This is a genomic window from Pedobacter sp. GW460-11-11-14-TSB4 (assembly GCF_059423705.1).
The window spans coordinates 213359-234847 of the sequence record NZ_JBWKYI010000008.1; the positions used below are offsets into that span (position 1 = coordinate 213359).

General features: G+C 38.2%; 21 protein-coding genes. 14 read left to right on the top strand and 7 right to left on the bottom strand.

Annotated features, from left to right (window positions below):
• On the top strand, positions 1-1011 hold the full coding sequence (locus AC07YT_RS10790; RefSeq protein WP_086546710.1) for a PorP/SprF family type IX secretion system membrane protein: 1011 nt from the start codon (positions 1-3) through the stop codon (positions 1009-1011).
• Between the two features lie 434 nt (positions 1012-1445).
• Here the strand turns inward: AC07YT_RS10790 and rpoN are convergent, their stop codons facing one another.
• Positions 1446-2918 (bottom strand): RNA polymerase factor sigma-54, encoded by a 1473-nt coding sequence (rpoN, locus tag AC07YT_RS10795; RefSeq protein ID WP_086546708.1) that lies wholly within the window; start codon positions 2916-2918, stop codon positions 1446-1448.
• Positions 2919-3084: 166 nt separating this feature from the next.
• On the opposite strand from rpoN, the gene mscL reads away from it, so the two are divergent.
• A complete protein-coding gene (mscL, locus tag AC07YT_RS10800) occupies positions 3085-3474 on the top strand; it encodes a large-conductance mechanosensitive channel protein MscL (RefSeq protein WP_086546707.1) in 390 nt (129 codons plus the stop codon).
• 42 nt (positions 3475-3516) lie between these two features.
• Here mscL and AC07YT_RS10805 read toward each other — a convergent pair whose 3' ends face one another.
• On the bottom strand, positions 3517-4389 hold the full coding sequence (locus AC07YT_RS10805) for a ChaN family lipoprotein (RefSeq protein WP_086546706.1): 873 nt from the start codon (positions 4387-4389) through the stop codon (positions 3517-3519).
• Positions 4390-4520: 131 nt separating this feature from the next.
• On the opposite strand from AC07YT_RS10805, the gene AC07YT_RS10810 reads away from it, so the two are divergent.
• The 8 genes from AC07YT_RS10810 to tsaB all read left to right on the top strand — a co-directional run bounded on the left by AC07YT_RS10810 (position 4521) and on the right by tsaB (position 10388).
• Positions 4521-5285 carry a LiaF transmembrane domain-containing protein gene (locus tag AC07YT_RS10810; protein ID WP_086546705.1) on the top strand — a complete coding sequence of 255 codons (765 nt, stop codon included), beginning with the start codon at positions 4521-4523 and terminating at the stop codon, positions 5283-5285.
• Positions 5286-5308: 23 nt separating this feature from the next.
• On the top strand, positions 5309-5656 hold the full coding sequence (locus AC07YT_RS10815) for a DUF4288 domain-containing protein (protein ID WP_086546704.1): 348 nt from the start codon (positions 5309-5311) through the stop codon (positions 5654-5656).
• Positions 5646-6707, top strand: coding sequence for a sensor histidine kinase (locus AC07YT_RS10820; RefSeq protein ID WP_494945313.1), 1062 nt, complete (start codon positions 5646-5648; stop codon positions 6705-6707). The genes AC07YT_RS10815 and AC07YT_RS10820 overlap by 11 nt, the downstream gene beginning before the upstream one ends.
• Complete coding sequence (locus AC07YT_RS10825; RefSeq protein WP_086546703.1) at positions 6685-7419, top strand: LytR/AlgR family response regulator transcription factor; 735 nt, start codon at positions 6685-6687, stop codon at positions 7417-7419. The genes AC07YT_RS10820 and AC07YT_RS10825 overlap by 23 nt, the downstream gene beginning before the upstream one ends.
• A gap of 1064 nt (positions 7420-8483) precedes the next feature.
• Positions 8484-8642 (top strand): 50S ribosomal protein L34, encoded by a 159-nt coding sequence (gene rpmH, locus AC07YT_RS10830; RefSeq protein WP_010601723.1) that lies wholly within the window; start codon positions 8484-8486, stop codon positions 8640-8642.
• Between the two features lie 67 nt (positions 8643-8709).
• The gene (locus AC07YT_RS10835) at positions 8710-9108 is read left to right on the top strand and encodes a ribonuclease P protein component (protein WP_086546701.1); all 399 of its coding nucleotides are present in this window, start codon (positions 8710-8712) and stop codon (positions 9106-9108) included.
• Positions 9092-9322, top strand: a complete 231-nt coding sequence (yidD, locus tag AC07YT_RS10840) for a membrane protein insertion efficiency factor YidD (RefSeq protein WP_057934022.1) — start codon at positions 9092-9094, stop codon at positions 9320-9322. The genes AC07YT_RS10835 and yidD overlap by 17 nt, the downstream gene beginning before the upstream one ends.
• Positions 9323-9692: 370 nt before the next feature.
• Entirely contained in the window at positions 9693-10388 is a 696-nt protein-coding gene (tsaB, locus tag AC07YT_RS10845; RefSeq protein ID WP_086546700.1) for a tRNA (adenosine(37)-N6)-threonylcarbamoyltransferase complex dimerization subunit type 1 TsaB, read from the top strand.
• Positions 10389-10393: 5 nt separating this feature from the next.
• Here tsaB and AC07YT_RS10850 read toward each other — a convergent pair whose 3' ends face one another.
• Together AC07YT_RS10850 and AC07YT_RS10855 are read right to left on the bottom strand one after the other, a co-directional pair.
• A complete protein-coding gene (locus AC07YT_RS10850; protein ID WP_086546699.1) occupies positions 10394-11803 on the bottom strand; it encodes a DUF5723 family protein in 1410 nt (469 codons plus the stop codon).
• A gap of 30 nt (positions 11804-11833) precedes the next feature.
• The gene (locus AC07YT_RS10855) at positions 11834-13402 is read right to left on the bottom strand and encodes a hypothetical protein (RefSeq protein ID WP_086546698.1); all 1569 of its coding nucleotides are present in this window, start codon (positions 13400-13402) and stop codon (positions 11834-11836) included.
• Between the two features lie 90 nt (positions 13403-13492).
• Here AC07YT_RS10855 and AC07YT_RS10860 point away from each other — a divergent pair, with 90 nt between their 5' ends.
• The 3 genes from AC07YT_RS10860 (at position 13493) to AC07YT_RS10870 (ending at position 17108) form a co-directional block, all read left to right on the top strand.
• The gene (locus tag AC07YT_RS10860; RefSeq protein ID WP_029279875.1) at positions 13493-13879 is read left to right on the top strand and encodes a DUF423 domain-containing protein; all 387 of its coding nucleotides are present in this window, start codon (positions 13493-13495) and stop codon (positions 13877-13879) included.
• Positions 13879-16359, top strand: coding sequence for a replication restart helicase PriA (gene priA, locus AC07YT_RS10865; protein ID WP_086546697.1), 2481 nt, complete (start codon positions 13879-13881; stop codon positions 16357-16359). Before AC07YT_RS10860 ends, priA begins: the two co-directional genes overlap by 1 nt.
• A 92-nt stretch (positions 16360-16451) precedes the next feature.
• Entirely contained in the window at positions 16452-17108 is a 657-nt protein-coding gene (locus tag AC07YT_RS10870) for a protein-L-isoaspartate(D-aspartate) O-methyltransferase (protein WP_086546696.1), read from the top strand.
• A gap of 80 nt (positions 17109-17188) precedes the next feature.
• On the opposite strand, the gene smpB is transcribed toward AC07YT_RS10870, so the two are convergent.
• On the bottom strand, positions 17189-17638 hold the full coding sequence (smpB, locus tag AC07YT_RS10875; RefSeq protein ID WP_057934016.1) for an SsrA-binding protein: 450 nt from the start codon (positions 17636-17638) through the stop codon (positions 17189-17191).
• A 784-nt stretch (positions 17639-18422) separates the two neighbouring features.
• Between smpB and AC07YT_RS10880 the strand changes: the two genes are divergently transcribed.
• Positions 18423-18902, top strand: coding sequence for a TlpA family protein disulfide reductase (locus tag AC07YT_RS10880; protein WP_086546695.1), 480 nt, complete (start codon positions 18423-18425; stop codon positions 18900-18902).
• Between the two features lie 77 nt (positions 18903-18979).
• Here AC07YT_RS10880 and AC07YT_RS10885 read toward each other — a convergent pair whose 3' ends face one another.
• Both AC07YT_RS10885 and AC07YT_RS10890 read right to left on the bottom strand, forming a co-directional pair.
• The gene (locus AC07YT_RS10885; RefSeq protein WP_086546694.1) at positions 18980-20845 is read right to left on the bottom strand and encodes an Nramp family divalent metal transporter; all 1866 of its coding nucleotides are present in this window, start codon (positions 20843-20845) and stop codon (positions 18980-18982) included.
• Positions 20832-21489, bottom strand: a 658-nt coding sequence (locus AC07YT_RS10890; protein WP_494945314.1) for a metal-dependent transcriptional regulator, incomplete at its 5' end; no start/stop codon positions are given. The genes AC07YT_RS10890 and AC07YT_RS10885, both read right to left, overlap by 14 nt.

Sequence of the window (21489 nt, forward strand, 5' to 3'; positions counted from 1 at the left end):
TTGAAAAAACTCATCATCATATTTGCTCTTTTTGCAACATTTAAGGTTTGTGCACAACAAAAGCCACAGTATACCCAATACATTTTTAATCAGTATCTGCTAAATCCGGCGCTCTCAGGAATTGAAAATTACCTTGATTTTAAAGCTGGCTACCGTAAACAATGGTCGGGTATTACCGATGCACCTCAAACTTCATTTGTATCGGCACACTGGGCCTTGGGCGATAATCAATTATGGAGTAATGCGCTGACTTCTTTCCCTGAGCAAACCGGTAATCCGATGGACCGTAATTATATGCAAAACTATATGTCATCACCGTCGCACCATGGCATGGGGCTAACCGCCGTTTTAGATAAAACCGGTCCGATAAAAAGATTGGATGCAAATGTCACTTATGCTTATCATCTGCAGCTCAGTAATAATTTTAATCTTTCGGCAGGTGTTGCAGCGGGGATTTCGAGTATTTCTTTAGATGTGAATGCACTTACTTTCGATACACCAATAGATCCGATTATGAACAGGGCATTAATTAACCAGGTAAAACCCGATTTGAGTATTGGTTTATGGTTGTATGGCGCCAGGATGTTTGCAGGTTTATCTGTACAGCAAATTTTGCCGCAGAAATTAAGTTTCACAGGTGATAATAGCTATAATTTAGGTAAAGAAGCGCCACATTATTTTGCCACTGCGGGATATAAATTTTTCGTCGATGATGAGATTGCTGCAGTGCCATCGGTAATGGTAAAGTATGTTTCGCCTGCACCTGTTTCTGTTGATGTAAACCTTAAACTCGCTTTTAAAGATAAAATCTGGTTGGGTGGAAGTTATCGTAAAGACGACTCCTTTGCCGCAATGGCAGGCTTTAACATTGGTAAAATGGTTAACTTAACTTACTCGTACGATTTTACAACCTCTGAGTTAAATCAGGTAAGTAATGGCAGCCACGAAATTGTACTGGGCTTATTGTTGAACAATATCTACAAGGTGCCATCGTATATTAAAATGTGGTAGTTTTCAGTGGGCGATAGGTTGAAAACTTATTCATCGTCCTTGTTTGTAACGAGGATGGAGGAGAAAGGCGATTTTATCGCTGTATTCAGAGCTTATATGTGGAGCGCAGTACCTGTACAAATCAATAAATGTCCTCCCGTTTTACGCTTTTACGCTTCGCTTCGTCATACCTCCTCGCTGCAGGGTAACGCTGCAACCGGGGCTAAATGGCCAGTGCAGTTTTTCATTTCTGAGGTTGCAGGGTGCGCAAAAATTTGTGCTTAAGCTTGATTGGAATAGAAAGCGGGACTGAAGCTGCCAAAAGTAGTGAAATTTCATTTCCCAGTCACAATAATAGAAAGCTTCTGTTTGGCAATTGCTAGTTTACCGTTAACTGAAAACTAATAACTGCCAACTGATAACTGTCAACTGAAAACTGCCAACTGAAAACTGATCTAAAGTTCTTTCCTAAGCCTTGCTACCGGAATATTCATCTGCTCACGATATTTTGCAACAGTTCTTCTGGCAATGTTATAACCTCTTTCTTTTAAAATTTCGGTTAATTTCTCATCTGCCAATGGCTTGCGTTTATCTTCGTTGCCGATACAGTCTTCCAATATTTTTTTAACCTCCTTATTCGAAACTTCTTCACCGTTTTCGGTTTGGATCGCCTCTGAGAAGAAAGATTTTAATAAGAAAGTACCAAATTCAGTTTGTACATATTTAGAGTTTGCTACCCTCGATACGGTTGAAATATCCATATCAATTTTATCGGCAATATCTTTTAAGATCATCGGGCGCATTTTCCGCTCGTCGGCCGTTAAAAAATATTCATATTGATAGTGCATGATGGCGTTCATGGTCTTTAACAAAGTTTGCTGCCTTTGTTTAATGGCATCGATGAACCACCTTGCCGAATCGAGCTTCTGTTTTACAAACTGAACCGCTTCTTTCAGCTTTTTATCTTTTGATGAGGCTTTGTCGTAATGCTCAAACATCTCCTGGTAAGATCTGCTTACCTTTAATTCAGGTGCATTTTTCGAATTTAAGGTCAAAATTAACACGCCATCATTATTACTGATGTGGAAATCAGGAATAATCTGCATTTGTTTAGTCGTAACCTGATTAGCGTCACCTGGTTTCGGGTTTAAACGCAGAATTTCATTTACAACCTCTTTAAGTTCTTCGCTATCTAAACCTAAACTTTTTTCTAATTTATCGTAATGTTTACGGGTAAACTCATCCAGATAGTTTTCTACAACATTCATTGCTTTAACTATAATCGGATTATTCGGATCTTTCCTTTTTAACTGGATCAATAAACATTCTTTCAGGTCTCTTGCACCAATGCCTGGAGGGTCAAAGCTTTGGATCAGTTTTAACATTTCCAGTACATCTTCTTCCTCAACCATTACGTTTTGAGAAAAAGCAAGATCATCAATCATAGAACCTAACGGACGGCGTAAATAACCATCATCATCTAAACTGCCTATAATTTGCTTGCCAATAATAAAATCCTGATCGGAGAGGGGAATAAGGTCTAATTGTTCCTGTAAACTTTCAAAAAAAGTACTTTCAATGGCGATAGGGGTTTCTTTTTTCTCCTCATCGTCGTCGCCATTATTGTAATTGGTACTATAATCATTGGCCGAATCATCCTGTAAATAATCATCTACATTAAATTCATCCATGCTGGTATCTTCCGATGATTGTTCGTAATCTTCAGGCCCGTCATTTAAATCATCGTATTCGCTTTTTGGCTCATCCTGAGTCATTAAACTCGGATCTTCAAGCGCTGGATTTTCTTCAAGTTCTTCTTTTACACGGGTATCTAATGCAACGGTTGGCACCTGCAACAGTTTAATAAACTGTATTTGTTGTGGTGATAACTTTTGTAATAATTTTTGTTGTAAGTGTTGCTTTAGCATAGTAAATATAAAAGAATGGGGCAAAAATAAACAATAGATTTCAGATATTCTGCTGATTTGACCTAAATGCTATCGATATGTCCGGTTTTAAAATTATTTGCTAAACATTTGTATTGAGTTTAATGTTTGCTACTTTAGTAAATAAAAAACTAAAACTTAATGAAATATGGGCATTGTAAAAGAATTTAAGGAATTCGCAGTTAAGGGAAATGTACTTGACCTGGCTGTCGGTGTAATCATTGGTGCTGCATTCGGCAAAATTGTTAGCTCTTTGGTTGAAGATATAATTACGCCAGCGGTTTTGGGTCCGGCACTAAAAGCAGCAGGGCTGGAAGATTTAAGCAAGCTTACTATTGCAGGTACAGCAATAAAATACGGTAATTTCCTTTCGCAGGTCATCACCTTTATTATTGTTGCATTTGTTCTTTTCCTCATCATTAAAGGTGCCAATAACCTGAAGAAAAAAGAAGCTGTTGCGCCAACTGTCGCCCCTGTGCCTACAAAAGAAGAAGTGCTGTTAACAGAAATCAGAGATTTATTAAAAGCAAAAGCATAACATACAATAGCCGTCCCGATGTCAAATTGGGGCGGCTTTTTTTTAATAACTCCTTTTTACTGTTGGATCGGTTATGATGATGTAATCGCCAAGATTTTTAAATTTTTCCCAGTTGGGATTGGTAAAACTTTCATCAGAAAATGATGAAATATTTAAGATTTTTAATTTTGGATTAGATTGAGCCAGTTTGGCTAATGTTCCCAACCTTTCATCACTATGGAAACGTCCGTTAAGCTGAAACACCTTCATCCCCCTGTTTGCCCTAACAAACTTACTGATAGACCAGGCCATGGTGGCATCCCATAAATTTTGCGTCTGGTAAATCTTCATCGGGCCCATGTTGTGGCCACCCAAAGTTTCTGTGAATTTTTCATAATACCGACCCCGGGCTGTATCAATAGGTAAGGGTGGTAAAAAATTGAATGATGTTTTGGGGAAATTTTCTAAAACTTTAAGTCCGCCCATCGTAACGGCATTGCTGTAACGCGTTGCCGCATTTGCCGCAATAACTTTTAACTTATTTTGTTTGGCGTATTCTATTAAAGGTTTATAATCTTTGTAATTTCCCCAGGCCCTGCCTTCTTTAATAAAGTTCTTTTCCGAGATTAAGCCTGCTAAGTATTCGTCTACTTCAGGTTGTACGTCGGTATGGAACATTTCTAGAGACAGTGCCGTTTTTAACGGATATTTTGAATGGAGTTTTTTAAAAAGCGCCGCTTCCAGGTAGTGCCCTACAGAATCGTTGTGGTCTTCGCCAAAGAATAAAACATCCGCCTGGTCCATATCAGCAACAATGTCATCTATGGATATGGATTTCTGTTTTTTTACATCATAAATCTTGTAATGGCTACTTATTTCCTGTGCGTATAAGCCGGTAGAAATAGTAAGAACAAACATTAATAGGGAAAATTTCATGCCATCAAAATAACAAAATAATTTTCACCGATAAAATAAGGGCACTTACCGCCCTTTACCGAGTTTTTGCAAGTCAGGCCTGTTATGGTCGGGTGCTTATCAATACTTTTGGGTATTAAATATGAACACAAATGGAAAATATTAATAATAACGATAACAACCAGCTCAAAAACTCAGGAAGGGTTTGGAGCGGTTTCATCATAGTCATCATCGGATTTGCATTTCTATTGAATAATATGGGACTAAACATTCCACGATGGATATTCAGCTGGTCTAATTTTTTAATTGTACTTGGTGTATTTATCGGCGTTCGTCGTAACTTTAAAGGAATAGCCTGGCTGATCCTGATTTTGATCGGTACATACAATACCTTAGATAATATACCTGGTCTGGATTTTAATCTATCCAAATATGCTTTAGGTATTGGTTTGGTTATCGTGGGTGGCTTTCTAATCTTCAGGCCAAAGGATGTTTGGGGGTTTAAGAAAAAACGTAAAGATAAGAACAATACGGATTTTGATTTTGATGAAACGACCGATAAGAAAACCGCAAATAATAATGATGTTATAGAGGTGGTAGCCGTTTTCGGGGGCAGTAACCAAACCGTTTACTCTAAAAACTTTCAGGGTGGCGATATTACCGCGGTGTTTGGAGGAGCAGATATTGTAATGACTCAGGCTGATTTTCCTGAAACCGCATCGCTTGATGTAACAGCAGTTTTTGGAGGCATTAAATTAATTGTACCCCAAAACTGGGCAATAAAATCGAACGTAACGGCATTATTTGGTAGTGTTGAAGATAAAAGATCGCATGTAATGCCGGTAGCAGAGATGAAAAAAACATTGATTTTAGATGGGACGGCCTTATTTGGAGGCATCGAAATTAAAAGTTTCTAAACATTTATGATAAAACATCGCCTATGAAATGGTTTGCAGTAAATTGTATCTATCAGGTAATTTGTGGTGAGGGAAAACATACACCCCAGTTTAATGAACAAACGCGTTTAATCCAGGCAGATGGGATTGCGCAGGCTTTAGATAAAGCTAAATTGAATGCTGTACATTTTAATCCTCCTTTTAATAATTGTAACGGTGATAAAGTAGTATGGAAGTTTATAGGTATAGGCGGAATATCGGCAGTGGAAGAACTTGCTGATGGTGTAGAAGTAAGTTCGAGGATTGTTGAGCCTAAATCGGTTACACAGTACCTGGAAAAGCTGGAGCACCGCAATAAATCATTAACTAATCAAAACCATTTTGACAACTAGACCCTTATCCGTTCCGCAAATACAGAAAATCTCGCTTACCATTGCAATAGTGTGGACGGTATTGTGTGGTGTCGGATTGCATTATGTAGTTAATTTTTCCTGGTGGATATCGATAACCGATAGCTTAACCAATAACTTTTTGCTGGCTTTGGCTTGCATTGGTATTAGTAATATGCTTGGGTATTACCAACCGAAAAATGAGCGGATATTGTATGTGCTGATCATCACTCTTGTACTTACTTTTGTTATTATTTATGCATCAAAATATGTGGTGCTCTATATTTTTTCCGATTATAAAGAGTATAAGGATTTCTATAATTTTTCTTTTGCCTTCAGGGGTTTAATTTCTTTTATGTGCTTAGCCTGGTGTGCCCTAGCTAATATTTTATGGTATAGGTTAGAAGAACAGTCAGAAACACACGAAAGACTATCAGCAGCTAAAAGTTTGGCTAAAGAGGCTGAGTTAAATAAGCTAAGGCACCAATTACAGCCGCATTTTCTTTTTAACAGCTTAAATTCGGTATTTGCACTAACCATGGTTAATCCGAAAGAGGCTGGGGTAATGATTACAAAATTAGCTTCTTTTCTTCGCGGTACCCTAAAACGCGATGATGAATTATGGGTTTCGGTAGAGGAAGAAATGGAATACATCCAGTTGTACCTCGATATCGAAAAGGTAAGGTTTAGCCACAGGTTAAACATCGAGGTTAATGTTGCCGATGATACCTTAAATCTTTGTTTACCAGGCACATTGTTACAGCCCATTGTAGAAAATGCCATAAAATTCGGACTTTATAACACCTCGGCAGGTATAACAATTAAAATAGATGTTACTGTTGAATATAATATTTTGCAATTACGTGTACAAAATCCTTTTGATCCGGAAATGAAGGCTGCCGGAGGAACCGGATTTGGTTTAAGTGCCATTAAACGCAGGTTATATCTGTTATTTGCGAATACCCACCTGTTACAAACCGATATTGAGGCAAATAATTTATATATTACCACCCTAAAAATTCCACAAAAAAATGATCAGAACAATACTAATTGACGATGAGCCTTTAGCAAGAGATATTGTAAAATATTACCTTTCAGATCATGCAGAAATAGAAATTGTGGCCGAATGTGGTGATGGGTTCGAAGGTTTAAAAGCCATTACTTTACATAAACCCGATTTAATTTTTCTGGATATACAGATGCCTAAAATCAGCGGTTTCGAAATGCTCGAGCTGGTTGAAGATAAACCTGCCGTAATTTTTACCACGGCTTTTGATGAATATGCCATTAAAGCTTTTGAGGTTAATGCGGTAGATTATCTGCTTAAACCTATTGATAAATCGCGCTTCGATGCAGCCCTTAAAAAATTACCGAACAAATTAAACCAAAACGAAAATACTGAGGCTGTTTTGGATGCGGCAGCTTTAAGTCCTGCTCAAAATAACAGGGTAGTGGTTAAAAAAGATGGTGTAATTAAAATTATTCCGGTTGCTGATATTAACTATTTAGAGGCCGATGATGATTATGTGAAATTAAGTACCACTGATGGTGCTTTCTATAAGAACAAAACCATGGCTTATTTCGAACAAACGCTCGATGTGAGCCAGTTTATCCGCATACACAGGTCGTACATCATTAATCTGGCCCAGGTAACCAAAATTGAGCTAAAAGAGAAAGACAGCTATGTGGTGCTGTTAAAGTCTGATATCTGGCTGCCAGTGAGTAAAACGGGTTATGTAAAACTGAAGGCCGCACTGGGCTTGTAAATTGCCCTTTGATTGAATCTATCGGTCGGTGTTTCACCGACAGAAATAAACAGTTTTTATTTGAAAAGCAATTGAGTGCTGAAGTTATTGTTAGTCCTGCTTTTCGTTATTCCCGATGAAGAATCGGGATCACTCCAATCAGGTTTATTTTACATCTGCTGTGCTGCTATTAATGGTTTGCGCCTTTCTAGCGCCTTATACTAAAACAGGGGATATTGATCACGGGTTGCTTATTTCGTTCCATAGGAACGAATCATTGGTAGAAAAAATGCCATATGCATATTTTCGTTCCGTAGGAACGTTTGATGAAATAAATAACACAGGTAATCGTGTGAAAGGAGAACATTAGACCGTCCCATCGCGTAGACCCATATTTTGATTTGGGTTTTTATGCATTTTGCTAACCAACATTAATAAAGTTCAGGCTTTGCCGAAGAACTTCGTCAATCCCAAGTGGCAGAAAAATCAAAAAAACAGTTGCAGAATAGAACAAATAGCACTACCAAACCTTAAACGCAGTGGTTTTGTGTTCAATAATCATGATTCCCAGCTTTTAAAAGATATTGAACACAAAACGAAGTGCCGCTGTTTTTTTGATAAGCCTGGGGCAGTGAGAAGCCACCTTGCCGGATTGACAAAGCGCTTTGGGTACTTTGGCGCTCCAAAGTACCATGCCCCCGCGGCAGAGAGCGGAAAAAATAATGATATTTGTGACCACAAGATAGTTTTTTAAGGATAAGGAGCTCTTAATAGCAGGAAAGATGCTGATACCGAAGCTTCAGGACACAGGACAGATCGCCTTTGGAACATGTCAAAAAAATACAGGCTAACAAAGATGTTTCCACACGATAGGTCCCATCAGAACGAATCATAGGTAGTAGACGCGTTTGATAAAACAATAAACCGTACAATAAAATATTTATAAATGCCTCTAAGGCATCTTTTTCAAAAGAATTATTACATTTGCATTTAAATAGAAAAAATAATAATTAATCACTCTTGCATTTGTAGAGAAATCGCTTTATATTTGCACCTCTTAATTTTACAATAGATAATATACAGTCATGAAAAGAACATACCAACCTTCGCAAAGAAAGAGAAGAAACAAACACGGCTTCCGCGAAAGAATGGCAACAGCTAACGGCAGACGAGTATTAGCATCACGTCGTGCTAAAGGAAGAAAAAGATTAACAGTTTCTGACGAACGCAAGCATAAAGCATAATTTTTGATTGCTTTTCCGTTAATTCGGGATCGGCAGATCAAAATCTGCAGTTATCAATCAAAAATATATGTACACATTCAGGAAAGAAGAACGGTTATGCAGCAGGAAACATTTAGACCTGTTGTTTAAAAACGGTTCTTCTTTTTTATTATACCCTTTTCGGATTTCTTATCTTTTTGTCGACCAACCGGCTGATGTACAGGCGCAGGTGGTGATCAACGTTCCTAAAAAAAGATATAAACGGGCAGTAGATCGTAATCTGCTCAAGCGCCGCATACGCGAAGCTTATCGCCTCAATAAACAAGATAAATTATACCTGCCTTTACCTGCTGACAGGGGATTGCTTTTGATTTCCATTCAATTTGTGGGTAAAGAAAAATATGATTTTGCCTTTATCGAGAAAAAACTGATTGCTACTTTTAAGCGTTTTCACAATTTAATCCAGCCCAATGAAATTCATCAATAAAATTTTTGGATGGTTTTTTTTAGGCTTAATTAAAGTATATCAATATGCCATCTCGCCAATGCTCGGTGCAAATTGCAGGTTTACACCAACCTGCTCACAGTATGGGGTTGAAGCCATTAAAAAACACGGCCCATTTAAAGGTGGCTGGCTGGCACTGAAACGTATTGGCCGTTGCCATCCATGGGGCAAACATGGTCATGATCCTGTTCCTTAGCGAGGTTTATTAGTTCACTGGTCATTAGTTCATTTGTTGGCATCGCTCTTTAGTTATTGATTCATTAGTCATTTGACTATTGGTTGATGCGGCCGTCATTTAATCCAAACGCCCAGCTCCAAACTGATCAATCGATTAATTGATTCCAACTTCGAGTTAGTTCATTTGTCATTAGTCATTTGTGTATGTCCACAATCTTGAGATGGTCTATTAGGGCTAGCGGTTAATCGACTCTAAACGCCAAACGCCCAGCTCCAAACTGGTCAATCGCCTATGGACTTCAGACTCAAGACTTCGGGATAACGCTCAATCTCAAGCCCATCTTCCATAATACCTCTTCCATCTTCCATTTTATTAATATCTTTGTCCAATGGCTAAAATACTTCAAATAGAAACAGCTACCGCAATTTGTTCTGTAGCACTATCTGTCAGCGGCAAAACATTTTCATTTAAAGAGGAGCAGGGACAGAACCTGCATGCGGCAAATTTAACTTTGTTCATTGATGACGTGCTTAAAACCGGAGGAGTAAGTTACCAGGAATTAGATGCCGTTGCCGTAAGCAAAGGACCGGGGTCTTATACCGGCTTAAGGATTGGTGTTTCTACCGCTAAAGGTCTCTGTTATGCGTTAGATAAGCCTTTAATTGCCGTCGAAACCTTAGAAATGATGGCAGCTGGTTACCTGGCAGAAAATCCTGATTATGCTGGTTTAATCTGCCCGATGATTGACGCCCGTAGGATGGAAGTTTATACCTCAATTTTCGATCACTCCTTAAATATAATCACACCCACCGAAGCGAAAATTATCGACGAATCCAGTTTCACAGATTATCTAGCACAACAAACAGTTACTTTTTTAGGTGATGGGGCTGCCAAGTGTGCTGAAGTTTTAACACATCAAAATGCAAAATTCGACGGGGCTAATTTCAATTCTGCAACATACATGTCGCGATTAGCGAATGAAGCTTTCTGCAAAAGTAAATTTGAAGATGTAGCTTATTTCGAACCTTTTTACCTGAAAGATTTTGTTGTTACGCAATCTAAAAAGCAACAGGCACAGGGTTAAGTAGCTTATTTTCTTTTGAAGATTGAAAATAAACTTTTAAAGAAACTTCCACCTTCATTATCATTTATACCCGGTATAACGTCGGCAAACTGCGGATGGTTAACCACACTGCCGAATTTAATGCCTACACCCATATAAAAAGAAGCACCATTTGGACCACTGCCAATAGTTGCGTCATTTTTAATGGTCCCCAGTGTTTGAAAACTGGTCGCGACCAAATTGTCGGTGCCCATAAACAATTCAAAATTAGGGGTTTGGTATTTTGCCTGCAACCCAACCATAAAAACGCCATTTAAGTTGTATAAGGGTGTAATACTTCCCGAAAAATCGTTGGCAATAAAGGTATTTACAAAAGCAATGTCTCCACCTTTGTAAAACAGGTTTTTCGAAACAGCCAGTCCTGGTTTGTAAAAACCATATCGTTTGGACAGGTAAACATCAAGTTTGGCATTGGTAGGGGCTAAAAACTTTTTGCTCTGCTCCGAAAGGAGAAAAATATCTTCTATTTCCTGATTGGTATTCGATTGGTTGTTTTCGATGTTCTCAATAATTTTCGATTGATCTATCATCGTACGTTGCGTATTACTTCGCCACCAGATAAAACCTAAATCTTTAATATTCGCCATTAAGAACAGGCCTTTTTTAGTTGTGTAATTGGTCCCAAAGCTTAAGGATACACCCGGGTTTTTAAAGTTGGGAAAGAAGTTTTTCTTATTTACTTCATTAAAATCTGAAAAATTGCTGGAATAAGTTCCTCTCAAGCCAATTAACAGTGCATCCGCTTCAGGATCAATGTATAAATAAGAGTCAGAAACATTTAATTTGTTATAGAGTATTCCGCTCAATACACTGGCTTTTAAACCGAATGCCAGCCTTTTATTCCAGTTTTCGCGGTAGGTAAAGCTAAATTGATGATAACTCTGTTCATAACCCTTGGTATCGAATATTCCGGTATATTGTTGGTTGGGCGTAAACCTTTCGAACGAATCAAAAATTGCCAATGTTTCATTGGTGTAATCGATATGAGCATCAGACCTGATCTGCCACGAAAAGCCCATTTCTTTTTGATATTTGTAAGATTTAAAAAGCCTGAATGCAGCAACATAGATATTGCTGTTTTCGAAAAAATGATTTACTTCTCCGGTACCAATCGGTAAACTTTTTGTATCAAAAACACCTTCCTGTGTTAATCTTCTTATGGCAAACTTAGAGCTCCCTTTATTGATGGCATTTGTTCCAAAATAGGGTAGGAAGAAATTAGAAGAAAATCTTCGTGATGAATCTAAGGTGAAAGATTTTTGAGATGGATTTTCGAATGCATCGAACATGGTTTTAGTACCGAAAAGCGCATATTGTTGAGCATTTGCAACCCCGAAGCTAGCTATTGCCAGTAACGCAAGTAAAAGTTTCTTCATGTAAAATAGTATGTTGGGATGGTTTCCTTATTAACGGTTACTTAATGAATCTGGTATTTCTGCTTGTAAATATTTGTTTAAAAGTAAGTTAGTGATAAACTTGTTTTTGTCTGCACTCATTTGGTAATAAAAAGTATCGAAACTTTTCAAACCACTGTCTGCCCTCAAATGTTTGTAAAATGGAAGCTGAATATTATTCCTGAAAATATCTGCCGAATTTTTGGTGTTGATGTAATAACTCACATTCGAGGTGGTCGAAATCTGGTTCACCGCATCTAAATACTGTGGCGTTTGTATCAAAAGCCTGTTGTGCTTGTAATCATTTAAAAATGATTGAACCGTACTCGCATTATTGGCCACAATCAAATTATTATCTACTATGGTATAATAAGGACGGCCGAATTTTTTAAATGGTTCACCAAAGTAACTGTAAAGGATATCGGATGATTTAAATAATTTAATATCTTCATTATAGTCTGCACTTACATCAAGCAGAAGCTGTTTTACCTTTTCGCCGTTGCTTAAAGCAATAGCCCCTAATTTTTCGGTTGTACTTAATTGAAAAAGAATAAACTGATTTTTTGTATAAGCCGGGAATATCGCATTCAAATCTATCCGGTATTCATCTTTGATATTTTTAATAACTGTATTGGCTTTAGTTGCCACTTTAGTTTGCGCTTGCCAGTTCGTTAACTTTTTAAGCCATTTGCCGTAATCATCATAAGCATACAGGGCGTAGTTTGCCGTGTTATCAGGCAGGATATTTTGTAAAGAGGTATTTTGTGCAGCGGTGTTTTCGAATAGTTTAAGGTAATTATGCTGATTTTTTAATTCGGTATTGCCACTGAAAAGAATTCTTTCTTTACTGAAATTATAATTAAGTACTGCAAAACTGTTTTGTTGGTTAAACAGGGCAATTTCTCCGTTAATGTTGCCTGCAATAATATTTTTGAGTAATAACGGCGCCTGGTTAAAATTGATGTACACGTGGGCCAGTACATTTTTGATCTGTCGGTTATTCTCCTTAATGTACTCAGTAAAAGGATTTTCCGTTAAACGTACATTCGCATCATTGATCAGTTTAAGCGATGTTGAAGCCGTTAATACCTGGCCATGCACGCCTAAATAAACCGATAAGCTGTCATTTAACTTCACGGTATACAGGTCTTTAGCATTTTCACTGATCGTTTTTTCAAGTTTTAACTGCTCATAGAATTTTTTGATGTCATCGACATGCTGTATCTGTATGGTAAATAAGAAATTCAGGGTTTTATCCGAATCAGGTAATACACTGATATAAACCTGCTGATCTTTCAGTTGTTTGTTGAGCAGATGGTCGTCGATAATGCTTGTTTTCAGCTGTTTTAAGAGGCTCATTTTGTCCTTTCCCAAAACCTGCTGGATAAGTTGCTGCCCTTCAATAATATCGTAAAAACCTTTGTCGTTCTGAAAAGAAAATACCAATGCTGCGTTATTGGTTGCCGATTGCAGCGCCAGGTCCTTCGCATCATTATCTGTACCCAATTTTGAAAAATAGAGGTAAGCCATAAAGGCTACACCTAAAAATAATGCACTTGTTAGAATTACGATTTTTTTCATCTGCTGTGCAACAAATTTAATTTATTACATTGATTAGTGAGAAGTTCTTTGTCAATTTATTAATTTAGCGATTGCTACTTGCAAATAACTATGAATAAACGAATAATTCTTACTGCTTCTTTTTTTGGTGCTGTTGCTGTTTTACTTGGCGCATTTGGTGCTCATGGTTTAAAAGCCTTAATTGATGGACCATCATTAGAAATTTGGCAAAAAGGTGTTGATTATCAGTTCTATCATACATTTGCGCTATTATATCTCTCTACCTTTGCCCGTTATCGGAACAAGCTCATTAATATCGCTTACTTTTGCTTCACCTTTGGGATTATCCTTTTTTCAGGGTCGTTGTATTTATTGGCTACCCGAAGCATATCGCATTTAGGATTTACCGAATTTATAGGCCCAATAACACCAATTGGCGGGCTTTTATTTGTACTGGGATGGATAATGCTCTTTTTTGCGGCATTTAAAGATAAATAATGAATACTTTCGAAAGTGATATTTTTGCAGAAAGAGAAACACTTTTTGTTGAAGTTATTTTGCCATTATCTTTGGCGAAAAACTATACCTATCGTGTACCTTTTGATTTAAACGACCAGATTGCCGTTGGAAAACGGGTAGTGGTGCAATTTGGAAAACATAAAATTTATACGGCTTTAATTAGTGGAATCAGCACGGTACCGCCAACAGTTTATGAGGCCAAATATATTATCGACGTAGTAGATACCGAGCCTGTAATTACACCTACCCAGCTCAAATTCTGGACCTGGATGACAAATTATTACATGTGCAACGAAGGCGATGTAATGGCGGCTGCTCTACCAGCAAGTTTAAAACTGGCCAGCGAAACGATTTTGATTCTTCGCGAAGATTACAATGAAGATACCGAACTCACCGATAAGGAAGAAATCATTATCAATGCACTGAAACAGCAGCAGAAACTTACCGTTAATGATGTTTCTAAGCTCCTTGGACAGAAAACTGTCTATCCGATCATCAATCATTTATTGGATAAAGAACTGGTTCTGGTGGCTGAAGAGGTGGTGCAGAAATACAAACCTTTGCTTAAATCGTTCATCATATTAAACGATTTCTATAGCGATGAAGAAAATCTGAAACAGCTTTTTAATGTTTTGGATCGGGCACCTAAACAATTAGATGCCTTACTGGCTTACCTGAAATTACAAAAATCTAACCTGCCGATTTCTAAAGAACAGCTTTTAGAAGAAAGCAATTGCGGACCAGCCGCATTAAAAGCTTTAACCGATAAGGATATTTTTGTGGTGATGAAAAGGCCGGTTAGCCGTTTGGCCGCGCATGATGAAGAATTCAGTGTGAATTTCGAACTGAATGAAGGTCAGCAGAAAGCATTGGGTCAGATTAACCAGTATTTTGAAGAGAAAGAGGTGGTTTTACTGCATGGTGTTACCGCATCCGGAAAAACGCAGGTTTACATCAAGCTGATTGAGAAAATTATACAAAATACAGATGGACAGGTTTTGTTCCTCTTGCCCGAAATTGCTTTAACCACCCAGATTGTAGAACGGATTAAGCGCTATTTTGGCAATTCCATTGGGGTATATCACTCTAAATTTAACAATAGCGAGCGGGTAGAAATCTGGAATAAAGTGCGTACTGGCGCGTACAAGGTTATTCTTGGTGCCCGTTCAGCAGTTTTTCTGCCTTTCGAACACCTAAAACTGATTGTGGTTGATGAAGAACACGAACCCTCTTACAAACAATACGATCCGGCACCACGCTATCAGGCCAGGGATGCAGCCATTTATCTGGGTTATCTGCATCAGGCTAAGGTTATTTTAGGTTCAGCTACACCATCCCTTGAAAGTTATTATAATGCATTACAGGGTAAATACGGACTGGTAGAAATGAAAGAGCGTTTTGGTGGAGTTCAGCTTCCAAATCAGCAGGTAGTCAGTATTTCGGAAGAAACGAAGAAAAAAACGATGAGTTCTTATTTTTCGAGTGTATTGATCAAAGATATCGATCTGGCGCTCTCTAAAAAAGAGCAGATTGTATTATTCCAGAACAGGAGAGGTTATGCCACCATTCTGATCTGCGCAACCTGTGGTTATACCCCTAAATGCGTAAACTGCGATGTAAGTTTAACCTATCATAAAAGTAGTGGCAAATTACATTGTCACTATTGTGGCTATCAGCAAAGTAGCGTAAATATCTGTCCCGCTTGTGGCTCGGTACATGTAGAGCAAAAAGGATTTGGTACGGAACGGATTGAAGAAGAACTCAGGTTACTTTATCCTGAGGTGACCATCGCCCGATTGGACATGGACAGTACGAGGACGAAAAATGGACTGCAGCAAATTTTAAATGATTTTCAGGAGAAGAAAACCGACATCTTAATCGGCACACAAATGGTGGCCAAAGGACTGGATTTCGATAACCTGAATCTTATTGGGGTAATTAATGCCGATACGCTTTTAGGTTACCCCGATTTCCGTGCTTACGAACGAAGTTTCCAGTTACTGGCGCAGGTGGCGGGTAGGGCAGGCAGAAGGGCCGATCAGGGGAACGTTTGTATCCAGACTTATGATGCTGAAAACCGCATCATAAAACAGGTGGTCAATAACGATTATGAGGGAATGTACAACGACGAAATTGTTGAACGCGAGAAATTTCTTTATCCACCGTTTTCGCGGATGATATTCCTGTACATCAAACATAAAGATTCACATGTTCTGGATCACGCTGCGTTTACTTTAGCCAATATCCTTAAAGGAAAGTTTGGTAAACGCGTTTTAGGTCCCGAACAACCTTTGGTAAGCAGGGTGCGGAACCTTTATATTAAACAAATCATTATCAAAGCAGATAAACATACTGCGATTCAAAAAGTTAAAGATGCATTAAGAGAAACCCTCACCCAGTTTAATGCGACCAAAGAATTTAAAGGCGTTTTTACACAAATAGATGTCGATCCGTATTAATTACTAATTTAAGTTTTGATTTAGTGTTACTTACAGTAATGTGGATTTCTTTATCTTGTATCACCGTTTAAGAAACGCTAATTTTGAAGCTCATGGCGTATAAATTTGTTGATAATTACCGGGAACGTGGAGCGAGAAAAAAGCTAGTTGAGTTGTTAAAATCTCGCGGGATTGAAGATGAAAATGTGTTAACAGCCATAGGTAAAGTTCCACGTCATTTCTTTTTCGATGAAACTTTTTGGAACCAGTCTTACAAAGATATTGCTTTTCCAATAGGTGATGGGCAAACTATATCCCAGCCTTACACGGTTGCTTACCAAAGTGAGCTGCTGCATATTAAAAAAGGAGATAAAGTACTCGAGATTGGAACAGGTTCTGGCTATCAAACCTGTATTTTAATGGAGCTGGGTGCCACAGTTTTTACCATCGAAAGACAAGAGAATATTTACAACAGAACCATTCAGGTTTTACCAGGAATGGGCTACCGGCCTACTTTTTATTGTGGCGATGGCTCGAAAGGAATTGCTGCCCACGCGCCATACGACAAAATAATCGTTACCGCGGGTGCCCCTTTGGTTCCTGAAATCTTATTGAAACAGTTAAAAATAGGAGGCATTCTGGTGATCCCGGTGGGTGATGAGAAAACCCAGAAAATGGTTACTGTGATCCGCGTAAGTGAAACGGACTACGAAAAAATTATATTGGATACCTTTAGGTTTGTGCCCTTAGTGGGCGACCAGGCGTGGTAGTAGTTTAAGTCCATAGTCCGAAGTCTTCAGTCTTTAGTTAATTTTGACTCCGGACTAAAGACTCCGGACTGAAGACTATCCTACCGCTTCATCGCTCTATCCAGCTCCCGTTTGGTATCTCTGTCTTTAATGCTATCGCGTTTGTCGAACTCTTTTTTACCTTGAGCCAAAGCAATTTCTATTTTAGCGAAACCTCTTTCGTTGATGAAAATACGTAAGGGAACAATGGTGTAACCTTTTTCTTCACCTTTAAGCTTTAGTTTTCTAATTTCTTTCTTTTGAAGTAATAAAGCACGGTCACGTTTAATATCATGATGATAGAAAGAGCTGTGCGAGTATTCGGAAACATGAAGGTTGCGCACATATAGATTGCCGCCTATAAACATGCAAAATGCATCAGTCATGTTGGCTTTACCTTGTCTGATTGCTTTTATTTCAGTTCCTAAAAGTGCAATCCCTGCTACATATTTATCTAAAAGATTGTAGTCGAAATAGGCTCTTTTATTCTTTATGTGGATGTCGTTTTTCAAAATTGTACTAATGTATAGGTTGTTGTAATATATACCATTGTATATAAAGTATAATGCTAAGACTACAAATGCAGCTATAAAATGCCGGCTCGTCATGCTAAACTCGTTTCAGCATCTTTTTATAACTGTAAAGATCTTGAAATAAATTCAGGATGACGACTCTTTATGCGTTTTGCCCTCAGCCCGTGCAAATATCCTAAAAATTGATGTGATAATTTTTTTTAATTTTTAATTGTACAGATAAAGAAGTCAAGTTTTATAGCGGTTTGGCTATTCAAACTTGACTTCTTTGATATTTGGAAATGTGCGGATGGGGCATTTGGCATCTTCAGTATGCTTGGAAAGAAGTCAAGTTTATAGCGGTTTGGCTATTCAAACTTGACTTCTTTGATATTTAGAAATGTGCGGTCGGGGCATTTGGCATCTTCAGTCCCGCTTTTGCTGCAACAAAAGCAGGAAAGGCTTTTGGTTTCCGCGCTAATCGGGTTTATTTAAGATGGGGCTATGCAATAAGAAACCTTTCATCTGTCAACCAGGCTCTTGTTTTATAGGAGAAGTGGTAAAAGGTCGTCATTTCGAGCGAAGTGTAACGCAGCCGAGAAATCCGTCTCTATAGATCTCTCTCCCGAACGTTCGGGACTGCGCTTCAGTCGAGATGACGACGATTTTTAAACTAAAACTTCCGGGTAAGGAATCAATAAAAATGTTCATCTGTTTGTAAAAGCTAAGGATATATTATTATGTTCGTATTTATTCGTTTAAGTTTGGGCTTTAAATATCAAAAATGAAATTCAGGAACCTTTTTTTAATTTTATTGTTAACTATCGCTTTTCAGGTAAAAGCACAGCAACCAACTTTATTGCCACAATTCACCTTTTACAAACTGGATGGAAAAGCATTTTCAAACAATGATATCAAGCAAGGAAAAAAGAACCTCTTTATCTTGTTTGATTGTACCTGTGAGCACTGTCAGCGGGAAAGCAAAATCCTGAATACCAATTACGCCAAATTTAAAGACGTTAATATTTACATGATTACCATGGATGAGGGCTACATTATCCCTCAGTTTTTCAATTCGTACGCCAAAGGTTTAAATGCCAAACCTAATGTAACGGTATTACAGGATAAGAAACGCATGTTTATTCCAACCTTTTTGCCAAAACAATACCCGTCTATGTACCTGTATTCTTCAACTGGGAAATTGCTGATGTACCAGTCGGGAGATGGCGGCATCAAAAAGCTAATGGCAGTAGTTGGTAAATAATCTTATTTTTAAACCACAAATTACCCAGATAAACACGGATTTGATGCTGTGTGAATCATTTTATCTGTGGTAAACGATTACCTGATAATTAATACAGGAATATTTACCTTATGCCTTACCGAATCAACGGTGGTACCAAAAATAAGGTCTTTTAAGCCTTTATGTCCATGTGCACCCATTACCAATAGTTCCATTTCATTTTTGTTGCTGATATCGGCTATGGCTTTACCGGTATTTCCAAAACCAATAAAGGGTGTAGAATCATATCCAAGATCTTCAAGATTGACCCTGTATTTCTCCAGGTTGGCTGCATCACTCTGTGTTTCATGATCCATTACATCATTACCATGATAACGGGCAGCAGCAGTTTCTACAACATGGATCAGGTAATAGTGTGCATCTTTGCCACCTTGAATTAAAGCATGCCGGATGGTATTTCTATCGTTTTTAGAAAAATCTACCGCAATTCCAATGCGTTTATAGCTGATCTTATCTATTTTACCAATATCTAAAGCATTCCCGTGCGGTACAAGTTGTTTTGAGGCATTCTTTTTCTTCTCTAATAAAGGATGGAAGAAAACATAAAGCAAGAGTAAAACGACTAAAATTAATGCTGGTATTACAATCACATAAATCCACCAGTTATTGGCCTCTTTTGCCCAGCCACCTATTTCTTCAATAACAAGTTTTACGTTCAATGCGATAATAGCTAAAGCGCTTGCCCATGCCAATACCTTAACCCATGGTTTAATTGCAAAATCTTTCATCAGTTTTTTATCTGATGTGAAATGAATTAACGGAATAATGGCAAAACCCAATTGCAAACTTAATACCACCTGACTCAACACTAGCAAGCCACCAAGTGCATTTTCTCCGTAATGTAATATGGTGAAAAATGCCGGGATAATAGCCAGGAGGCGTGTAATCAAACGTCGTAACCAGGGTTGTATTCTTAAGTTAATGTGGCCTTCCATAATAATCTGTCCTGCTAAAGTTCCCGTAACGGTAGAGCTTTGCCCGGCGGCGATTAGCGCTATAGCAAATAGGGTTGGGGCTACATTGCCAAAAATATTGGAAAGGAGTTTATGCGCATCCTGAATTTCAGCCACTTCATGTAAGCCATTTTTATAAAAGGCAGCTGCAGCAAGTATCAATATGGCAGCATTAACAAAAAAAGCAAGGTTTAATGCAACGGTTGTATCAATGAGGTTGAATTTTAAGGCCTCTTTAATGCCTTTGTTGCTACGTTCAATCTTTCTGGTTTGTACTAAAGATGAATGTAGATACAGGTTATGCGGCATTACCGTTGCACCAATAATCCCGATGGCAATATAAAGTGCATCACCATTTAGTATAGAAGGTTCGAAACCTCGGGCTACTTCTTTAAGTGAGGGTTCTACAATAAACATTTCAACCAGAAAGGAAATCCCGACAATAAAAACCATCGAAACAATAAAGCCTTCCATGGCCCGCATGCCTTTATTAAGTAAAAAGAGGAGTAAAATGGTGTCGAAAATGGTAATGGAAATCCCCCAGATTAAGGGTAATCCAAAAAGCAGCTGTAAGCCTATGGCCATCCCGATAATTTCTGCTAAATCGCAAGCGATGATGGCCGTTTGTGCCAAGGCAAATAACGGGATATTGGCCCAACGCGGATAAGCTTGTTTAGAGGCCTGTGCTAAATCCAGTCCCCTTACTATGCCCAAACGTGCACTTAACGATTGTAAGAGTAGGGCAATGAGGTTCGACATCAGTAAAACCCAAATTAACTGGTAGCCGAATTTACTACCTCCTGCTAAATCAGTTGCCCAGTTACCCGGATCCATGTAGCCAACACTAATTAAATAAGCGGGACCAATGAAAGCCAGAATTCTCTTCCAGCCTTTTCTTTTATCCGTATTTACACTTTGATGTACTTCACTTAACGATTCAGTTTTTGCCATTGCTGCTGATTAAAATATGTTTTGCAACTTCTCTACTAATATTAACTTGTTTATCGGATAACATGATTTCTACTGAACCATCAAAATCGGTAACATCACTGATCTGGATTTGTTTGCCCAGGGTAAGGCCTAATTTTTCTAAATGTTTTAAAAATGCCGAGCTGTGTTGGGTAACGCCGGTAATGGTACCACGATCGCCTATTTTTAGTTCGATTAATTTTATAAACTGGGTTTTGGCAAATCTTCCGTTTTTATCAGGAATGGGGTCGCCATGCGGATCAGCTTTCGGGAAACCTAAAAACTCATCTAACCTTTCAATCAGCTCGATTGATTTAATATGCTCCAGCTCTTCCGCAACATCATGTACCTCATCCCATTTAAAGTTTAGTTTGTCCACCAAAAAAACTTCCCATAATCTATGTTTACGTACAATATCGATCGCCGTATTTTTTCCGGTTTCGGTTAAAGTAACCCCCTGGTATTTAATATAATCAACTAAGCCTTTGTCGGCTAATTTTTTAATCATGTCGGTAACCGATGCCGGTTTGGTTTGCATTTGCTCTGCTATGGCATTGGTTTGAACGTTTGTGGTTTTCTCCGCAAGGTGATAAATAGTCTTTAGATAGTTCTCTTCCGTGTAACTT

Coding starts and splice junctions, on each gene's coding strand:
- AC07YT_RS10860 (WP_029279875.1), top strand. CDS start 13,493: ATGAATAAACGAATAATTCTTACTGCTTCTTTTTTTGGTGCTGTTGCT.
- AC07YT_RS10870 (WP_086546696.1), top strand. CDS start 16,452: ATGGCGTATAAATTTGTTGATAATTACCGGGAACGTGGAGCGAGAAAA.
- yidD (WP_057934022.1), top strand. CDS start 9,092: ATGAAATTCATCAATAAAATTTTTGGATGGTTTTTTTTAGGCTTAATT.
- AC07YT_RS10855 (WP_086546698.1), bottom strand. CDS start 13,402: ATGAAAAAAATCGTAATTCTAACAAGTGCATTATTTTTAGGTGTAGCC.
- tsaB (WP_086546700.1), top strand. CDS start 9,693: ATGGCTAAAATACTTCAAATAGAAACAGCTACCGCAATTTGTTCTGTA.
- AC07YT_RS10880 (WP_086546695.1), top strand. CDS start 18,423: ATGAAATTCAGGAACCTTTTTTTAATTTTATTGTTAACTATCGCTTTT.
- AC07YT_RS10815 (WP_086546704.1), top strand. CDS start 5,309: ATGAAATGGTTTGCAGTAAATTGTATCTATCAGGTAATTTGTGGTGAG.
- mscL (WP_086546707.1), top strand. CDS start 3,085: ATGGGCATTGTAAAAGAATTTAAGGAATTCGCAGTTAAGGGAAATGTA.
- rpmH (WP_010601723.1), top strand. CDS start 8,484: ATGAAAAGAACATACCAACCTTCGCAAAGAAAGAGAAGAAACAAACAC.
- AC07YT_RS10805 (WP_086546706.1), bottom strand. CDS start 4,389: ATGAAATTTTCCCTATTAATGTTTGTTCTTACTATTTCTACCGGCTTA.
- priA (WP_086546697.1), top strand. CDS start 13,879: ATGAATACTTTCGAAAGTGATATTTTTGCAGAAAGAGAAACACTTTTT.
- AC07YT_RS10825 (WP_086546703.1), top strand. CDS start 6,685: ATGATCAGAACAATACTAATTGACGATGAGCCTTTAGCAAGAGATATT.
- AC07YT_RS10810 (WP_086546705.1), top strand. CDS start 4,521: ATGGAAAATATTAATAATAACGATAACAACCAGCTCAAAAACTCAGGA.
- rpoN (WP_086546708.1), bottom strand. CDS start 2,918: ATGCTAAAGCAACACTTACAACAAAAATTATTACAAAAGTTATCACCA.
- AC07YT_RS10850 (WP_086546699.1), bottom strand. CDS start 11,803: ATGAAGAAACTTTTACTTGCGTTACTGGCAATAGCTAGCTTCGGGGTT.
- AC07YT_RS10835 (WP_086546701.1), top strand. CDS start 8,710: ATGTACACATTCAGGAAAGAAGAACGGTTATGCAGCAGGAAACATTTA.
- AC07YT_RS10885 (WP_086546694.1), bottom strand. CDS start 20,845: ATGGCAAAAACTGAATCGTTAAGTGAAGTACATCAAAGTGTAAATACG.